Genomic DNA, 16755 nt, shown 5'->3' on the forward strand with positions numbered 1-16755 from the left:
AGCGCGCGATGAGCACCGTGGAAGTCCCCCGCCGAACCACCGGCTGCCCGGTGGCGCATGGTGCGCTCTCGGCCGAGCGCACGCCGACCGGCTGCCCCGTGAGCCAGCGCGCCGCCGACTTCGACCCCTTCGAAGACGGCTACCAGCAGGACCCGCCCGAGTACGTGCGCTGGGCGCGCGAGAAGGAGCCCATCTTCTGGAGCCCGAAGCTGGGCTACTGGGTGGTCACGCGCTATGACGACATCAAGTCGATCTTCCGCGACAACATCACCTTCAGCCCGGCGATCGCGCTCGAGAAGATCACGCCGACGGGCGACGACGCGAACGCGGTGCTGGCCTCCTACGGCTTTGCTTTGAACCGCACACTCGTCAACGAGGATGAGCCTGCGCACATGCCGCGCCGCCGCGCGCTGATGGACCCGTTCACGCCCGAGGAGCTCAAGCATCACGAGCCGATGGTGCGGCAGCTCGCGCGCGAGTATGTCGACCGCTTCATCGACGACGGCCGCGCCGATCTGGTCGACCAGATGCTGTGGGAAGTGCCGCTGACCGTGGCGCTGCATTTCCTCGGCGTGCCCGAGGAGGACATGGACACGCTGCGCAAGTATTCGATTGCGCACACCGTCAACACCTGGGGCCGGCCCAAGCCTGAAGAGCAGGTGGCGGTGGCGCATGCGGTCGGCAACTTCTGGCAGTTCGCCGGCAAGGTGCTGGACAAGATGCGCGAGAACCCCGAAGGTGGCGGCTGGATGCAGTACGGCCTGCGCAAGCAGCGCGAGCTGCCCGAGGTGGTCACCGATTCGTACCTTCACTCGATGATGATGGCCGGCATCGTCGCCGCGCACGAGACGACCGCCAACGCCACGGCCAACGCGATGAAGCTGCTGCTGCAGCATCCGGACGTGTGGCGCGAGATCTGCGAGGACCCGAGCCTGATTCCCAACGCGGTCGAGGAATGCCTGCGCCACAACGGCTCGGTGGCCGCGTGGCGGCGCATCGTCACCGCCGATGCGCAGGTGGGTGGCGTCGATCTGCCGAAGGGCTCGAAGCTGCTGATCGTCACCTCGTCGGCCAACCACGACCAGGCGCACTTCGCGGATGCCGATTTCTTCGACATCCGCCGTGACAACGCGAGCGACCATCTCACCTTCGGTTACGGATCTCACCAGTGCATGGGAAAGAACCTCGCGCGCATGGAGATGCAGATCTTCCTGGAGGAGTTCGCGCGCCGGCTGCCGCACATGCGGCTGGCGGAGCAGAAGTTCAGCTACGTGCCCAACACCTCGTTCCGCGGGCCCGAGCATCTGTGGGTCGAATGGGATCCGGCGATGAATCCCGAGCGCATGCGGCCCGCGCTGCGGCGCCCCGATGTTCCGGTGCCTGTGCGCGTCGGCGAACCGTCGAAGGGTGCGATCACGCGGCCGGTGGTGGTCGAGCGCGTCACGCGCGCGGCGGACGGCATCGTGAGGCTGCGCCTCGTCGCGCCGGACGGCCGGCCGATGCCGCGCTGGACGCCGGGTTCGCACATCGACATCGAATGCGGGCATCCGGATCTGTCTCGGCAGTACTCGCTGTGCGGTGACCCTGACGACGCCAACGCGCTCGAGATCGCGGTGCTGCACGAGCCCCAAGGTCGCGGCGGCTCGGCCTGGATCCATGCGAACGTGAAGGCCGGCGACAAGCTCAAGATCCGCGGCCCGCGCAATCACTTCCACCTGGACGAGTCGGCCAGGAATGTGATCTTCATTGCCGGCGGCATCGGCATCACTCCGGTGAGCGCGATGGCAAGGCGCGCGAAGGCGCTGGGCATCGACTACACGGTGCACTACAGCGGGCGTTCGCGCACCAGCATGGCGATGCTGGATGAGCTCGCCGCGATGCACGGCGACCGGCTGGCGGTCTACGCGGGTGACGAAGGCCGGCGCAACGATCTCGCCGCGCTCCTCGCCACGCCGCAGCCGGGCACCCAGGTGTACGCCTGCGGGCCCAAGCGCATGCTGTCGGCGCTCGAAAGCCATTGCGCCGCCTGGCCCGAGGACGCGCTGCATATCGAGCATTTCGAATCGACGCTGCGCACGCTCGACCCGTCGCGCGAACAGGCCTTCGATGTCGAACTGAAGGACTCCGGCATCGTGGTCCACGTGCCGGCCGACCAGACCCTGCTGAGCGCGCTGCGCGGCGCCAACATCGACGTGCAGAGCGACTGCGAGGAGGGCCTGTGCGGCTCGTGCGAGGTCCGCGTGCTGGGCGGGCGGATCGACCACCGCGACGTGGTGCTCACGCGCGCGGAGCGCGACGCCGGCGCGCGCATGATGGCCTGCTGCTCGCGCGCCTGCGGCGGCGAAAAGCTCGTCCTGGAGCTTTGAAGCGTGCCCGGCCCCGCGCGGGGCCGGGGCCGGCGTCACAGGCTTGTCAGCAAGCAGGCAGATGCTGGCGACACAATGAAGCCCTTGCCAATTTCTGATGGAGGGCCGGTGGCCAGTGTTGACTATCCCCGCAAACCGACGACCGTGTTCGTGGCGGTTGCACTTCTTTCGCTTGCGCTCGCGGTCGACCTCGTCTCCTGGCTCATCGCCCTGAACGACCTGCCGGGCGAAGGCCAGGCCTACGGGCTGATGGTCGTCGCGGCGGTCATGCTGGTGGTCGCCTACCTGCTGTGGCAGGTCGTCGGGCGGGCGCGGTGGGCGGCCATCGTGCTGAGCGTTCTGCTGCTGGTGCTCGAGCTGCCGAATCTCCTCGACCTCGTCACCGGCGGAATCGACCAGCCGGTGGCCGAGGGCGATCTGCTGTTCGAAGCGGCCGAGGCGCTGCTCTGCCTGATCGGTGTCGTGCTGCTCTGGACGAAACCGAGCCGCAACTGGTTCTTCCCGCGCGTGCGGCGCGCCAGGAGATAGGCAAGCCCACTGGAAACCTGACGTCAACGCTTGCTATCGTCGCCATAGTCGTTTTTGGTCGCACCAAAACGGGTTCTGACACAGAATGCCCCTTCCTCCCCCGATACAACCCAAGGAGTGGCTCACATGAGTAGCGAAAAGACTGTAGACGAGAAGACGGAAGCCAAGTGCCCGTTCAGCAGCCGGGCCAGCGGAGGAACCACCAACCGCGACTGGTGGCCGCAGCAACTGCGCCTCGACCTGCTTCATCAGCATTCCTCCAAGTCCGACCCGCTGGGCGAGGACTTCGAGTACAGGAAGGCATTCAAGAGCCTGGACTACGCGGCGCTCAAGAAAGACCTCGCCGACCTCATGACCGACTCGCAGGACTGGTGGCCCGCCGACTTCGGCCACTACGGTCCGCTCTTCATCCGCATGGCCTGGCACAGCGCCGGCACCTATCGCATCGGCGATGGACGCGGAGGCGGTGGCCGCGGCCAGCAGCGCTTCGCGCCGCTCAACAGCTGGCCCGACAACGTGAGCCTCGACAAGGCCCGCCGCCTGCTGTGGCCGATCAAGCAGAAGTACGGCCAGAGCATCTCGTGGGCCGACCTGATGATCCTCACCGGCAACGTGGCCCTCGAAACCATGGGCTTCAAGACCTTCGGCTTCGGCGGCGGACGGCCCGACGTGTGGGAGCCCGACAACGACGTCTACTGGGGCCGCGAGACCACCTGGCTGGGTGGCGACATCCGCTATGCCAAGGGCTCGCCGGGCGTCGAGAAGGACCGCGGTGTGCTCGTGAAGGACGATGACAGCAAGGTGGCGCACACCCGCGACCTCGAGAACCCGCTGGCGGCCGTCCAGATGGGCCTGATCTATGTCAACCCCGAGGGCCCGGACGGCAACCCCGACCCGCTGGCCGCCGCGAAGGACATCCGCGACACCTTCGGCCGCATGGCGATGGACGACGAGGAAACCGTTGCGCTGATCGCCGGCGGCCACACCTTCGGCAAGACACACGGCGCCGGCCCGGCCACCAACGTGGCGCACGAGCCCGAAGCGGCCGGCCTCGAAGAGCAGGGCCTGGGCTGGAAGAACGCCTTCGGCACCGGCAAGGGCGGCGACACCATCACCAGCGGCCTGGAAGTCACCTGGACCACCACGCCGACCAAGTGGAGCAACAACTTCTTCTGGAACCTGTTCGGCTACGAGTACGAGTTGACCAAGAGCCCGGCCGGCGCCCAGCAGTGGGTGGCCAAGGGGGCGGGCGCGACCATCCCGCATGCGCACGACCCATCGAAGAAGCTGGTGCCGACCATGCTCACCACCGACCTGTCGCTGCGCTTCGATCCGGCCTACGAGAAGATCTCGCGCCGCTTCATGGAGCACCCGGACCAGTTCGCCGACGCCTTCGCGCGCGCGTGGTTCAAGCTCACGCACCGCGACATGGGGCCGGTCGCCCGCTACCTGGGTCCCGAAGTTCCTGCCGAGCAGCTGATCTGGCAAGACCCGGTCCCGAAGGTCGACCACCCGCTGGTCGACGCGAAGGACGTGGCCGCGCTCAAGAAGGACGTGCTCGCCTCGGGCCTGACGGTGCCGCAACTCGTCTCGACCGCCTGGGCGTCGGCTTCGACCTTCCGCGGATCCGACAAGCGCGGCGGCGCCAACGGCGCGCGCATCCGCCTCGCGCCGCAGAAGGACTGGGCCGTCAATCAGCCGGACCAGCTCGCCAAGGTGCTGCAGACGCTGGAGGGCATCCGCGAGAAGTTCAACGGTGCGGCAAGCGGCGGCAAGAAGATCTCGCTGGCCGACCTGATCGTGCTGGCGGGCGATGCCGCTGTCGAGAAGGCCGCGAAGGATGCGGGCCAGGATGTGACGGTTCCGTTCTCGCCGGGTCGCACCGATGCTTCGCAGGAGCAGACCGACGTCGAATCCTTCGCGCCGCTGGAGCCGGTGGCCGATGGCTTCCGCAACTATGTGAAGGCGCCGTTCGCGGTGCCGGCGGAAGCCCTGTTGATCGACAAGGCGCAACTGCTGACGCTGACCGCGCCCGAGATGACGGTGCTCATCGGCGGCCTGCGCGTGCTGGGCGCCAACGTCGGTGGCACCAAGCACGGCGTCTTCACGCAGAAGCCGGGCACGCTCAGCAACGACTACTTCGTCAACCTGCTCGACATGGGCACGGAGTGGAAGCCCACCTCGGATGCCAAGGAGCAGTTCGAAGGCAGCGACCGCAAGACCGGCAAGGCGAAGTGGACCGGCACGCGCGTCGACCTCGTCTTCGGATCGAACTCGCAACTGCGCGCGATCTCCGAGGTCTATGCAAGCTCGGATGCCAAGAAGAAGTTCGTCGACGACTTCGTGGCAGCCTGGACCAAGGTGATGAACCTCGATCGCTTCGATCTGGCGGGCTGATTCGCTTCGCCCGTTTGTCCCGTCGTTCAGGCGGGCCGGTTCATCGCCGGTCCGCCTGAGTTTTTTCGGTCTTGGCTTCTTGCTCCGGGTCTCAGCGACCCCAGCGCAGCACCAGCGGATCGAGCCGGCGCGCGATGTCGATGAGCCCTTCGCGCACCGCGGGATGAAGCGGCGGCCACGGATGGCGCGGCGCGTCGCAGGCGATCACGCCGCCTTCCTTCATCAGCGCCTTCGCCGCGAGGAATCCCGCCTGCCGGTTCTCGTGGTTGATGAGCGGCAGCCAGCGCTGGTAGAGCGCAAAGGCCTGGTCGCGGTCGCCCGTGCGGTGCGCCTCGATGATCGGGCGGATGCCGTCTGCGAAGCCGCCGCCGGTCATCGAGCCGGTGGCGCCGGCATCGAGATCCGCCAGCAGCGTGATGGCCTCTTCGCCGTCCCACGGTCCTTCGATCGCGTCGCCGCCAAGGCGGATCAGCTCGCGCAGCTTGTTCGCCGCGCCCTGCGTCTCGATCTTGAAGTAGGAGACCTGCTCGATCTCCTTGGCCATGCGCGCGAGAAAGGGTGCCGAGAGCACGGTGCCGCTCGCCGGTGCGTCCTGGATCATGATCGGGATGTCGACCGCATCCGACAGGCGCGCGAAGAATTCGTGGATCTGGTTCTCGCCGACGCGGAAGGTCGCGCCGTGGTAGGGCGGCATCACCATCAGCATCGCCGCGCCCATGGCCTGCGCGCGCCGGCTGCGTTCGGCGCAGACCTTGGTGCTCGTGTGCGTCGTGGTCACGATCACCGGCACGCGGCCGGCCACATGCTCGAGCACGGTGCGCGTGAGCAGTTCACGCTCGTCGTCGGCGATCAGGAACTGCTCGGAGAAGTTCGCGAGGATGCAGATGCCGTCCACGCCCGAGTCGATCATGAAGTCGATGCAGCGCTTCTGGCTTTCGAGGTCGAGCTCGCCCGATTCCGTGAAGGTGGTGGGCGCCACGGGGAAGATGCCGCGGTAGCGCGGCGTGCGGGTGGTGGTCATGGGGTCCTTTCAGTAGGGGCCGTTCATCGCGCGCTCGCGAAGCGAGCCTCGGGCAACCCGCGCCAGCCCGTCTGCAGCACGAAGATCCCGCCAGCCGCGGGTTCGTGCGAGAGGGCTGCGTCATCGAGCCCGATGCGCGCGCTGCTCACGTAGAGTTGGTCGAGCGCGGCGCCGCCGAAAGCAGGGCAGGTGACCTGCGAGGCCGGCACATCGAAGCGTGCGCTCTCGGCGCCCGAGGCGTCGTAGCGGACCACCCGGTTGCCCTTCCACTGCGCGTTCCAGAGACCGCCTTCGGCATCGACCGTCGAGCCATCGGCGAAGCCTTCGTTCGCTGGCAGTTGCACGAACAGACTCGGCGCGCCGAGGCGCCCGTCGGCGTGATAGTCGACGCGCCAGATCGTGCGCGTCGGCGAATCGGTGTAGTAGAGCACCGCGCCGTCAGGGCTGAACGCGAGGCTGTTGCCGACGCCGGCCGGCGGCAGCGGCAGGCGCTCGACGCGCAGGTCCGCATGCACGCGGTAGAAGTGGCCGATCGCGGCCTCGGCCGGGTTGAACATGCCGAACACGAAGCGGCCCTGCCGGTCGCAGCGGCCGTCGTTGATGCGGGTCGAAGGCTGTTCGGCATCGACCGGCACGATCGCCGACAGCGATTCGCGCTCGAGATCGAACAGCGCGATGCCCGAGGCCAGCCCGAGCAGCAGTTGCGAATCGCGCTCGCACAGCGCGAAGCTGCCCACGCGCTCCGGCAGCGTCCACTGGCGCAGGCGGCCATCGGCCGCGCGCCAGTTGTGCAGCGTCGCGCTTTCGATGTCGGTCCAGTAGAGCGACCCGGTGCGCTCGCACCACAGCGGGCATTCGCCGAGCCGGGCGCGCGCATCGACCAGCAGTTGTGCCTTCATGTCCAGCCTCCATCGACCACGAAGTCCTGCGCGGTGCACATGGCGCTGTCGTCGGCCGCGAGGAACAGCGCCATGCGCGCGATGTGCTCGGCCAAGAGCGGCCGGTTGATGCACTGTCCGCGCGCGATCTCTGCGCGTGCGGCGTCGTCGACCCACAGGCGCACCTGTTTGTCGGTCATCACCCAACCGGGCACCAGCGTATTGACCCGGATATTGAACGCGCCGAGATCGCGCGCGAGGCTGCGCGTGAGGCCCTGTACCGCGGCCTTGGCCGTCGTGTAGACCGGCATGCCGCCCTGCTTGAGCATCCAGCTGATCGAGCCGAAGTTGACGATCGAACCACCGCCTGCCGCGCGCATGTCGGCCGCGACATGGCGCGCCGCGAAGAACTGGTGTCGCAGGTTGACCGCGATGCCCGCATCCCACGCCTCGGGCGTGGTGTCCTCGATGCGGTGGCGGCGGTCGTTGGCCGCGTTGTTGAGCAGCACCGAGATCGGCCCGTGACGGCCCCGCACCGCATCGATCGCTGCCTCCAGCGCCGGGATGTCGGTGAGGTCGGCGCAGGCGAAGAGCGGGGCATGCCGCGCGCCGCCGGCCAGCCGCTCTGCCAGCGCCGCACCCGAGGTGGCGTCGATGTCGACGAAGCCGACTTTCGCGCCCTGCGCGACGAACTCCTCGACGAGCGTGGCCCCGATGCCGGTGGCGCCGCCGGTGATCAGCACGGTGCGGTCGGTGAGGCTCGGATAGTGGGCGAAAGCAGTCATGGCGCGGGTGGGCGAAGTGAAGTGCGGCGATTATGTAGTCATACTTAATCGAGGTGCTTGCTGCTGTTGTTAGGGCTTATACGGCTGGAATTCAATCAAAGTAGTATTACTATTTTCCATTCGATCGAACGCCTCCATGAACGCATCAGACAGCGACCTCGGCTATCGCCGGCCGCCGGAGCGCAAGAGCATGCACGCGCAGATCGTGCGCGATCTGGGCATGCGCATCGTCTCCGGCGAATACAAGCCCGGCGAGCGCCTGCCGGCCGAGGCCTCGCTGTGCGCGGCCTACGACGTGAGCCGGCCGGTGCTGCGCGAGGCCACCCGCGTGCTGGTCGCCAAGGGGCTCGTGGTCTCCAAGCAGCGCGCCGGGGCGATCGTGCGCGCGCGCAGCGACTGGCACCTGCTCGACCCCGACGTGCTGTACTGGCTCATCCAGACCAAGCCGCAGCGAGAGTTCGTCGAGACACTGCTGACGGTGCGGCGCATCTTCGAGCCCGCCGCCGCCGCGCTGGCCGCCAGGGTAGCGACCCCCGAGAAGCTCGAGGGCATCTCCGAGGCCTATGCCGGCATGGAGGCGGCGAGTACGCCCGAGGAACTGCTCGAGCCCGACCTCGCCTTCCATCGCCGCATTGCCGAGGCCACCGGCAATGACCTGCTGGCCTATATCGGCAACATGCTGTCGCTGGCCCTGCGCGAGTCGATCAAGCTCAGCAGCCAGCATCCGAACACCCACGCCCTGTCGCTGCCGCGGCACAAGGCGATCCTCACCGCGATCCTCAATCACGATTCGCTCGCAGCGCGGCAGGCGACGCTCGTGCAGCTCGAGGAAACACGCGAAGACATTTCTCACCTGATCGATTTCGAGAAATAGAGGTCATGCGACCTGCCTGGTAGGGGGCGGCGGTGACGGGCGTCGTCACGCCGATGACACGTCCGGTGCCTAGCCTTGCGCCGCGTCTTCTCGACGCACCCGACGCGCGCAACGCGCCCCATCTTTTCCACGAGCAGAAAAAAGCATGACCAACAACTCTCGCCGAAAATTTCTCCAGAGCACGGCCACTTCCGGCATCGCCGCCGCGACGCTGTCCGCGTTTCCCCCGAGCATCCGCCGTGCACTCGCGATCCCCGCGCATCGCGATACCGGCACGGTCAAGGACGTCAAGCACGTCGTGCTGCTGATGCAGGAGAACCGTTCGTTCGACAGCTACTTCGGCACCTTCAAGGGGGTGCGCGGCTTCGGTGACCGCTTCGCGGTTCCGACCTCGAACGGCAAGAACGTCTTCTATCAGACCTACACCAAGGTCACGCCCACGGCCACCTACGTTCCCTACCATCTCGACGCGAGCAAGGGCAACGCGCAGCGCGCCGGCAGCACGCCGCACACCTGGTCCGATTCGCAGGCCGCGTGGGACCACGGCCGCATGGACAAGTGGCCCGATGCAAAGAACCTGCTGTCGCTCGGCTACTACGAGAACGCGGAAGTGCCGTTCCAGCGCGCACTGGCCGATGCCTTCACGCTGTGCGACCACTACCACTGCGGCATGCACACCGGCACGATCGCGAACCGGCTCTTCTACTGGAGCGGCACCAACGGCCCGAACGGCACCAGCCCGGTGGACGGCACCCGGGTGAACGTCGCGGCGCTGAACAACCAGTTCAACGGCGGCAACGACATCGGCCCGTCGACGCAGGGCTGGACCTGGACCACCTATGCCGATCGCCTGGAAAAGGCCGGCGTGAAGTGGAAGGTCTACCAGAGCCTGATCGACAACTACGGCTGCAACGAGATGATGGGCTTCCGCCACTGGCGCGCCGCGATCGAGCAGATGCCGGAATCGCGTCGCCCGATCTACGTCGCCTCGACCGACATCACGCAGCCGGTGACTGCCGCAGGTCCCTTCTACGACCCGGTGGTGGACGACGCGCTGAGCCCGCTCGCCAAGGGCTTCGGCAACACGATGCCCTACGGCTTCCTCGAAACCTTCCGCGACGACATCCAGAACGGCAAGCTGCCGGCGGTGTCGTGGATCATCGCGCCCTCCGCCTACAGTGAGCACCCCGGGCCGTCGAGTCCGGCCAAGGGCGGCTGGTACGTGCAGCAGGTGCTGGATGCCCTCACCTCCAACCCCGAGGTGTGGAGCAAGACGGTGCTCCTGATCAACTTCGACGAGAACGACGGCTTCTTCGACCACCTGCCTTCGCCCGCGGTGCCTTCGCGCAATGCGGACGGAACGCTCGCCGGCGGCAGCACGCTCTCCGATGCCGACAACGCGGTGGAGTACCACAACTACGCGCCCGCCACCACGAGCCAGCCCGCGATCGACGGCCGCCCCTATGGCCCCGGCCCGCGCGTACCGCTGTGGGTGGTGTCGCCGTGGAGCCGCGGCGGCTGGGTCAACTCGCAGGTCAGCGACCACACCTCGACGTTGCTCTTCCTCGAAAAGGTCTTCGGCGTGGCCGAGCCGCAGATCAGCGCGCATCGCCGCGCGGTGTGCAGCGATCTCACCAGCGCCTTCAACTTCGAGCGTCCCAACGACGAGCCGTTGCCCACGCTGGCCGGTTGCAAGACGAAGGACGAGGCCGATGCGCTGACGCTCGCGCAGCAGGCCCTGCCGAAGCTGGTTCCGCCGACGGACCTGACGCTGCCCGTGCAGGCCACCGGCGTGCGTCCCTCGCGTGCGCTGCCGTACGAGCTGCACACGAGCGCACGCGCGGACCTGCTGGGCGGCCGCATGCAACTGCTGTTCGCGAACAGCGGCCGCGCCGCTGCGGTGTTCCACGTCTACGACAAGCTGCACCTGTCGGATCGCCTGCCGCGCCGCTACGTGGTCGAGCCGGGCAAGCAGTTCAGCGACTACTGGGCCGCGATGACCGACAACGCGGGCCTCTACGACCTGTGGGTGCTGGGCCCGAACGGCTTCCACCGCCAGTTCAAGGGCGACCTGAACAAGCTGCGCAGCAGTGGCGCGGCGCTGCCGGAGATCCGCGTCGGCTACGACCGCCGCCGGGGCGACATCCACCTGCAGGTGCGCAACGATGGCCGTCGCGACTGCGTCTTCACGGTGCGATCCAACGGCGCCTATCCGCGTCCGGACGGGCTGGGTGTGGCCGGCAAGGACGGCCACGACGACAACGGCAACCATAACGGCAAGGGCAACGGCGACCACGACGACCATCGCGACGGCAATGCCGCCATCGCGAGCAACCGCGACGGCTCCTGGACCGTTCGCGCCAAGGGCGGCGCCGATGCGAGCATGCGCTGGAGCCTGGACGACAGCGGCAACTGGTATGACTTCGTCGTCACCTGCGACGCGGACCCGGGCTTCTATCGCCGGTTTGCCGGTCGCGTGGAAACCGGCAGGCACTCGGTGAGCGATCCGGCAATGGGCCTCGCGGACCGCTTCTGATCGAAGCGCTGCGGCGCCGATGCGCTACCAGTTCCACAGCGTGCCATCGTGCTGCAGCCGGTTGACCGGCAGGTAGGCGCGCTTGTACGGGTATTGGGCCGCGAGCTCTTCGTCGAGCTCCACGCCGTGGCCGGGCACGTCGCCCGGATACAGCATGCCGTCGCTGAAGGTATAGGCATGCGGAAACACCGCGTCGGTCTCCGGCGTGTGCCGCATGTACTCCTGGATGCCGAAGTTCGGTACCCACAGGTCGAAGTGCAGGGCGGCGCCCATGCACACAGGCGACAGGTCGGTCGCGCCATGGCAGCCGGTGCGCACCTGGTAGAGCGATGCCAGGTCTGCGATCCGGCGAAGCTGGGTGATGCCACCCGCATGGACCACCGTCGCGCGGATGTAGTCGATCAGCTGGTTCTCGATCAGGCCCTTGCAGTCCCAGATGCTGTTGAAGATCTCGCCCACCGCCAGCGGCGTGGTGGTGTGCTGGCGGATCAGGCGGAAGGCGTCCTGGTTCTCGGCCGGCGTGGCGTCTTCCATCCAGAACAGGCGGTAGGGCTCCAGGTCCTTGCCCAGGCGGCCAGCCTCGATGGGCGTGAGGCGGTGGTGCACGTCGTGCAGCAGGTGATGCTCGAAGCCCAGCTTCTCGCGGATGCGCTCGAACAGCTTGGGCGTATGCCGCAGGTACTTCTCGGTGGACCAGTCGTGCTCCGAGGGCAGGTCCGCATCGGCCGGCTCGTAGAACAGCGTGCCCTTGCCGACGCCATAGACCTTGTCCAGGCCCGGCACGCCGCTTTGCGCGCGGATGGCCTTGTAGCCGGCGTCGGCATAGCGCAGCACTTCATCCACGGTGTGCTCGATGTCGGTGCCGTTGGCATGGCCATAGACCATCACGCCAGTGCGGCTCTTGCCGCCCAGCAGCTGGTAGAGCGGCAGGCCGGCGGCCTTGGCCTTGATGTCCCACAGCGCCGTGTCGACCGCGGCGATGGCGCTCATGGTGACCGGGCCGCGCCGCCAGTAGGCGCCCTTGTAGAGAAACTGCCAGATGTCCTCGATCTGGTGCGCATCGCGCCCGATCAGGCAGGGGATGACATGGTCCGTGAGATAGGACGCGACCGACAGCTCGCGGCCGTTGAGCGTGGCATCGCCGATGCCGGTGAGGCCTTCGTCGGTCTCGATCTTGAGGGTCACGAAGTTGCGGCCGGGGCTGCAGACGATGACGCGGGCGTTGGTGATCTTCATGGAGGCTCTGCGTGTGTGTGTTGGGTGGATGAGTTCAGCCGTGCCAGCCGAGGTGGCCCAGGAAGTCGCGGGTGCGCTCGACCGTGGGGTTGTCGAAGATCTGCGAAGGCGGTCCCTGCTCGATGATGGCGCCCGACTCGAACACCACCACCCAGTCGGCCACGCGGCGCGCGAACCCCATCTCGTGCGTGACCACGATCATGGTCATGCCTTCCTGCGCGAGCTTCTGCATCACGCTGAGCACTTCGCCGACGGTCTCGGGGTCGAGCGCGGAGGTGGGCTCGTCGAACAGCATCACCTCGGGCTCCATGGCCAGTGCGCGGGCGATGGCCACGCGCTGTTGCTGGCCGCCCGAGAGATTCGCCGGGAAGTTGCCGGCCTTGCTTCCCAGGCCCACCTTCTCCAGCAACGCTTGCGCGCGCTTGCGGGCCTCGTCCTCGCGCATGCCGAGCACGGTGATGGGGCCCATCGCCACGTTGTCGAGCGCCGACTTGTGCGGGAACAGCTCGAAGCTCTGGAACACCATGCCCATGCGGCGACGCACCTGCCGCACTTCGGACTCGCGCTTGGGCAGCGGCACGCCGTCGACCAGGACCTGGCCGCCGTCGATCGTCTCCAGCGCGTTGGTGCAGCGCAGGAGCGTGGACTTGCCCGAGCCCGAGGGGCCGATGAGGCACATGACCTCGCCCTTGTGCACCTGCAGTGACACGCCTTGCAGCGCGACGAAGTCGCCGTAGAGCTTGCGTACCTTGTCGTACACAAGCACCGGCGGCTGGTCGGCATTCTTGCGGGCCGCAGCGGCGGCGACGGCGACGGCATCGGATTGGTTCATTCCTTGACTCCATAACGGCGGTGGAACCAGTCCACCAGCTTGGCCTGCGGGTATCCCATGAGCCAGTAGAGGGCGGCCATGGCGGTGAGCATCTCCAGCACGCGGAAGGTCTGCGCGCGCACCTGCATGGCGCTGTAGGCCAGTTCGCTGACCGCGATCACCGAGACCAGCGAGGTGTCCTTGAACAGCGAGATCCAGGTGCTGGCGATCACCGGCAGGATGCGGCGCGCCGCCTGCGGGATCACCACCTTGAACATCGCCTGCCGGCGCGACATGCCAATCGCCAGTGCCGCTTCCATCTGCCCCTTGCGGATCGAGTTGATGCCGGCGCGGAAGGTCTCGGCGTTGTAGGCCGACACGTTGCACACCAGCGCCACCAGCGCCGTGGTGAGCGGCGAGAACTGCACGTCGGCCGCCATGGGCATCACGTAGAACACCCAGTAGATGACCAGGATCAGCGGCAGGTTGCGGAAGAACTCCACGAAGCCCAGCGACACATTGCTCAGCAGCCGGTTGGAGGACAGGCGCATCAGCGCAAGCACGATGCCGCCCGGCACGGCCAGGAGCATGGTGACGACCGTGAGGCCCACGGTCAGCGCGGCGCCGTGCAGCAGGGCCTCGCGGTGTGTCCAGATGACGGACCAGTCGAATTGCATGGTGTCCGCCCTCCCTCAGGAGCGACCCAGATGGGCCACGCGTTGGTACAGCCGGTCCACGCCCCGGGTCACCGGGAACAGGATGCAGAAGAAGGCGATCATGACCGCGGTGAACACCTCCACCGGCCGGTAGCTCTGGCCGGCCACGGTCTCGGCACTGTGCATCAGCTCGGGCACGGCGATCACGGTGGCGATGGCGGTGTCCTTGATGGCCATGGTGAGGATCGAGCCGAAGGCCGGCAGCATCCGGATGGTGGCCTGCGGCAGCACCACCTTGCGCAGCAGCTGGGCGCGCGACATGCCCAGCGCCAGCGCGGCGCGTGTCTGGCCCGGCCGCACCGACTCGATGCCGGCGCGCATCACCTCGGCCGAATAGGCGGCGATGTGCAGGGTCAGCGCGACCAGTGCGGCCCAGAAAGGCGGCAGCGTGACACCCACCAGGATCGGGAACGCGAAGTACATCCACACCAGCACCACCAGCACCGGGATGGCACGCATGGTGTCGATGTAGAACACCAGCAGCGGTCGCAGCCAGCGCGGGCCGTACAGGCGAAGCAACGCGATGAAGAGGCCGGCCAGGATGCTGGTGACCGCGCTGACGATGCTGAGCGCGATCGTGACGCCCAGCCCGCTGACGAAGAAGCGCCAGTTCTCGGCGATCGGGGAAAAGTCGAATTCCATGTCGTCTGCTACCTCGTTCAGAAGGTGACCATGACCTTCATCGCGCGCTGGCGATCGGCCGCGAGCTCGAAGGCCTCGTGCACCTTCGCCACGGGCACGGCGGCCGTAAGCAGGGGCGACACGTCGAGCACGCCGCGCGCGAGGTAGTCCACCGACCAGGCGTACTCGTCCACGAAGCGGAAGGTGCCCACGTAGGACAGGCTCTTGACCATGATCTGGTTGAAGGGGCAGCCCTCGCTGCTGCCGCCCAGCGTGCCGATCTGCACCACCGTGCCGCGCGGGCGCGTCACGCGGATGCAGTTGCCCAGCGCGCTGTAGTGGCCGGCCGCCTCGAAGCTCACGTCGACCTGGCCCTTGCCTGAGGCGAGCGCATCCATGCCTTGCGGGTCCTTGGCGATATTGATGGTCTCGGTCGCACCCACCTGCGCACAGGCTGCCAGCGTGTGGTCCACGATGTCCACCGCGATCAGGCGGCTGGCACCCGCCAGCCTGGCGGCCATGAGCGTGAGCGCGCCGATCGGCCCGGCGCCCACCACCATCACGGTCTTGCCCAGCAGCGAGCCCGCTGCGTGCACCGCATGCAGCGCCACCGCCAGCGGCTCGCCGAAGGCAGCGATCTCGAAAGGCAGCTCGGCCGGCACCGGCACGCATTGAAAGCCTTCGACGACGACCTGCTCGCGCATCGCGCCCTGCATGTGCGGCCAGCGGCTCGCACTGCCGAAGAAGTGCACGTTCTCGCAGTGGTTGGATGCGCCCATCCGGCAGAAGCGGCAGGTGCTGCAGGTGCGCGCGGGATCCAGGGCCACTCGGTCGCCCGGCTTGACGTGCGTCACCTGCGCGCCCACTTCCAGCACCTGGCCGGCCGCCTCGTGGCCCGGCGTGAGGGGCGCGCGGATCACGAAGTCGCCCACGCGTCCGTGCTGGAAGTAGTGCAGGTCGGAGCCGCAGATGCCGACGGCCTTGACCGCCACCCGGACCTGCGTGGGAGAGATCGCTTCGGGCGTGAGATCGGCCACGCGCAGGTCGCGCGCGCCGTGGATGGCACAGTTCAGCATGAGGTTTCCTCGGAGCAGCGCCAGGGATTACTTGAGGTTCTTGGTCGCTTCGCGCTCTTCCTGCGCGAGCACGGGCTGCATGCGCTGCGCGACGGCGCGCAGCCAGTCCAGATAGACCTTCTGGTCCTTCGCCACACCCATGCCGGTGTCGAGCTGGAAGATCTTGCTGTCCTGGCAGTCGTTCTCGGAGGGGAAAACCGCCAGGCCCTTGACCTTCTTGCTGATGTTCGGCCAGAGCATGCGGTTGAGCGGTGCGGCATCGGAGCGGCCGGCCATCACCTCCTCGATCGGCGCCACCGACCCGGAGTTGGTCACGCCGCGCAGCGTGGCCTTGCCGAAGGTCTGCTTCATCAGCGGTTCTTCACCGGCGCCCGAGAAGTAGGCGAGCGTCATGTCCGGCTTGTTGAAGTCCTCGAGCGACTTGGCCGCGGTGAACTTGGGATTGTTGGCGCGGCCGAACATGCACACGCCGGTGTTGGAGAAGGTGACGAAGTCGATGATCTTGGCGCGCTCGGCCGTCTCGTTCAGCGGGCCGATCATGATGTCCATCTGGTTGGCCACCAGGGACGGCACCTTGGTTTCATGGCTGACCATCACCGGCTCGATCTTCACGCCCAGCAGCTTGGCGAACTCGTTGCCCAGCGTCCAGGAGGGGCCCGACCACGGCTCGCCCGTTCCGGTCGTGTTCTGCGAGAGCCACGGCGGGTTGTTGACCACGCCCACGCGCAGCACGCCAGCCTTGCGAATGGCGTCGATGCGCGCACTGGCGCCGGGCGGGGGTGGCGTCTGCGCCATGGCCGCCGTTGCGGCGAATGCAAGTGCGACCGAGACGATGGTGCTGGCGAATGTCTTCATGTGTGTCTCCCGTTCTGGAAAAAATGGGTGAGGTATTCCCCAACGCCGGCACGCG

General features: G+C 67.4%; 14 protein-coding genes. 5 read left to right on the forward strand and 9 right to left on the reverse strand.

Going from position 1 to position 16755, the window contains the following annotated elements:
* Positions 1-8 precede the first annotated feature (8 nt).
* The 3 genes from BLW05_RS17790 (at position 9) to katG (ending at position 5291) form a co-directional block, all read left to right on the forward strand.
* Positions 9-2366 (forward strand): cytochrome P450/oxidoreductase, encoded by a 2358-nt coding sequence (locus BLW05_RS17790; RefSeq protein ID WP_093164665.1) that lies wholly within the window; start codon positions 9-11, stop codon positions 2364-2366.
* Positions 2367-2474: 108 nt separating this feature from the next.
* Complete coding sequence (locus BLW05_RS17795) at positions 2475-2894, forward strand: hypothetical protein (RefSeq protein ID WP_093164666.1); 420 nt, start codon at positions 2475-2477, stop codon at positions 2892-2894.
* A 126-nt stretch (positions 2895-3020) separates the two neighbouring features.
* Positions 3021-5291: a catalase/peroxidase HPI gene (gene katG, locus BLW05_RS17800; protein WP_093164668.1), complete on the forward strand. Its 2271-nt coding sequence runs from the start codon at positions 3021-3023 to the stop codon at positions 5289-5291.
* Between the two features lie 91 nt (positions 5292-5382).
* Here katG and BLW05_RS17805 read toward each other — a convergent pair whose 3' ends face one another.
* Genes BLW05_RS17805 through BLW05_RS17815 form a run of 3 tightly spaced genes read right to left on the reverse strand, consistent with a single transcriptional unit; the run spans position 5383 to position 7975 of the window.
* The gene (locus tag BLW05_RS17805; RefSeq protein ID WP_093164669.1) at positions 5383-6312 is read right to left on the reverse strand and encodes a dihydrodipicolinate synthase family protein; all 930 of its coding nucleotides are present in this window, start codon (positions 6310-6312) and stop codon (positions 5383-5385) included.
* Positions 6313-6335: 23 nt separating this feature from the next.
* Positions 6336-7211, reverse strand: coding sequence for an SMP-30/gluconolactonase/LRE family protein (locus BLW05_RS17810; RefSeq protein ID WP_093164671.1), 876 nt, complete (start codon positions 7209-7211; stop codon positions 6336-6338).
* Positions 7208-7975 carry an SDR family NAD(P)-dependent oxidoreductase gene (locus tag BLW05_RS17815; RefSeq protein WP_093164672.1) on the reverse strand — a complete coding sequence of 256 codons (768 nt, stop codon included), beginning with the start codon at positions 7973-7975 and terminating at the stop codon, positions 7208-7210. Before BLW05_RS17815 ends, BLW05_RS17810 begins: the two co-directional genes overlap by 4 nt.
* Before the next feature lie 136 nt (positions 7976-8111).
* Here BLW05_RS17815 and BLW05_RS17820 point away from each other — a divergent pair, with 136 nt between their 5' ends.
* Entirely contained in the window at positions 8112-8849 is a 738-nt protein-coding gene (locus tag BLW05_RS17820; RefSeq protein ID WP_093164674.1) for a FadR/GntR family transcriptional regulator, read from the forward strand.
* 145 nt (positions 8850-8994) lie between these two features.
* Positions 8995-11385, forward strand: a complete 2391-nt coding sequence (locus BLW05_RS17825) for a phosphocholine-specific phospholipase C (protein WP_093164675.1) — start codon at positions 8995-8997, stop codon at positions 11383-11385.
* 24 nt (positions 11386-11409) lie between these two features.
* Here the strand turns inward: BLW05_RS17825 and manD are convergent, their stop codons facing one another.
* The 6 genes from manD to BLW05_RS17855 are packed head-to-tail and all read right to left on the reverse strand — an operon-like array spanning position 11410 to position 16700.
* Entirely contained in the window at positions 11410-12621 is a 1212-nt protein-coding gene (gene manD, locus BLW05_RS17830) for a D-mannonate dehydratase ManD (RefSeq protein WP_093164677.1), read from the reverse strand.
* A gap of 34 nt (positions 12622-12655) precedes the next feature.
* Positions 12656-13453 carry an amino acid ABC transporter ATP-binding protein gene (locus BLW05_RS17835; RefSeq protein ID WP_093164678.1) on the reverse strand — a complete coding sequence of 266 codons (798 nt, stop codon included), beginning with the start codon at positions 13451-13453 and terminating at the stop codon, positions 12656-12658.
* Positions 13450-14109, reverse strand: coding sequence for an amino acid ABC transporter permease (locus tag BLW05_RS17840; protein WP_093164680.1), 660 nt, complete (start codon positions 14107-14109; stop codon positions 13450-13452). The genes BLW05_RS17835 and BLW05_RS17840 overlap by 4 nt, the downstream gene beginning before the upstream one ends.
* Positions 14110-14124: 15 nt before the next feature.
* Positions 14125-14790, reverse strand: coding sequence for an amino acid ABC transporter permease (locus tag BLW05_RS17845; protein ID WP_093164681.1), 666 nt, complete (start codon positions 14788-14790; stop codon positions 14125-14127).
* A 17-nt stretch (positions 14791-14807) separates the two neighbouring features.
* A complete protein-coding gene (locus BLW05_RS17850; RefSeq protein WP_093164683.1) occupies positions 14808-15845 on the reverse strand; it encodes an L-idonate 5-dehydrogenase in 1038 nt (345 codons plus the stop codon).
* A gap of 27 nt (positions 15846-15872) precedes the next feature.
* Entirely contained in the window at positions 15873-16700 is an 828-nt protein-coding gene (locus BLW05_RS17855; protein ID WP_093164684.1) for a substrate-binding periplasmic protein, read from the reverse strand.
* Positions 16701-16755: the final 55 nt, after the last annotated feature.

Origin of the sequence: Variovorax sp. YR216 (assembly GCF_900107745.1) — a bacterium.
Classification (GTDB): Bacteria; Pseudomonadota; Gammaproteobacteria; order Burkholderiales; family Burkholderiaceae_C; genus Variovorax.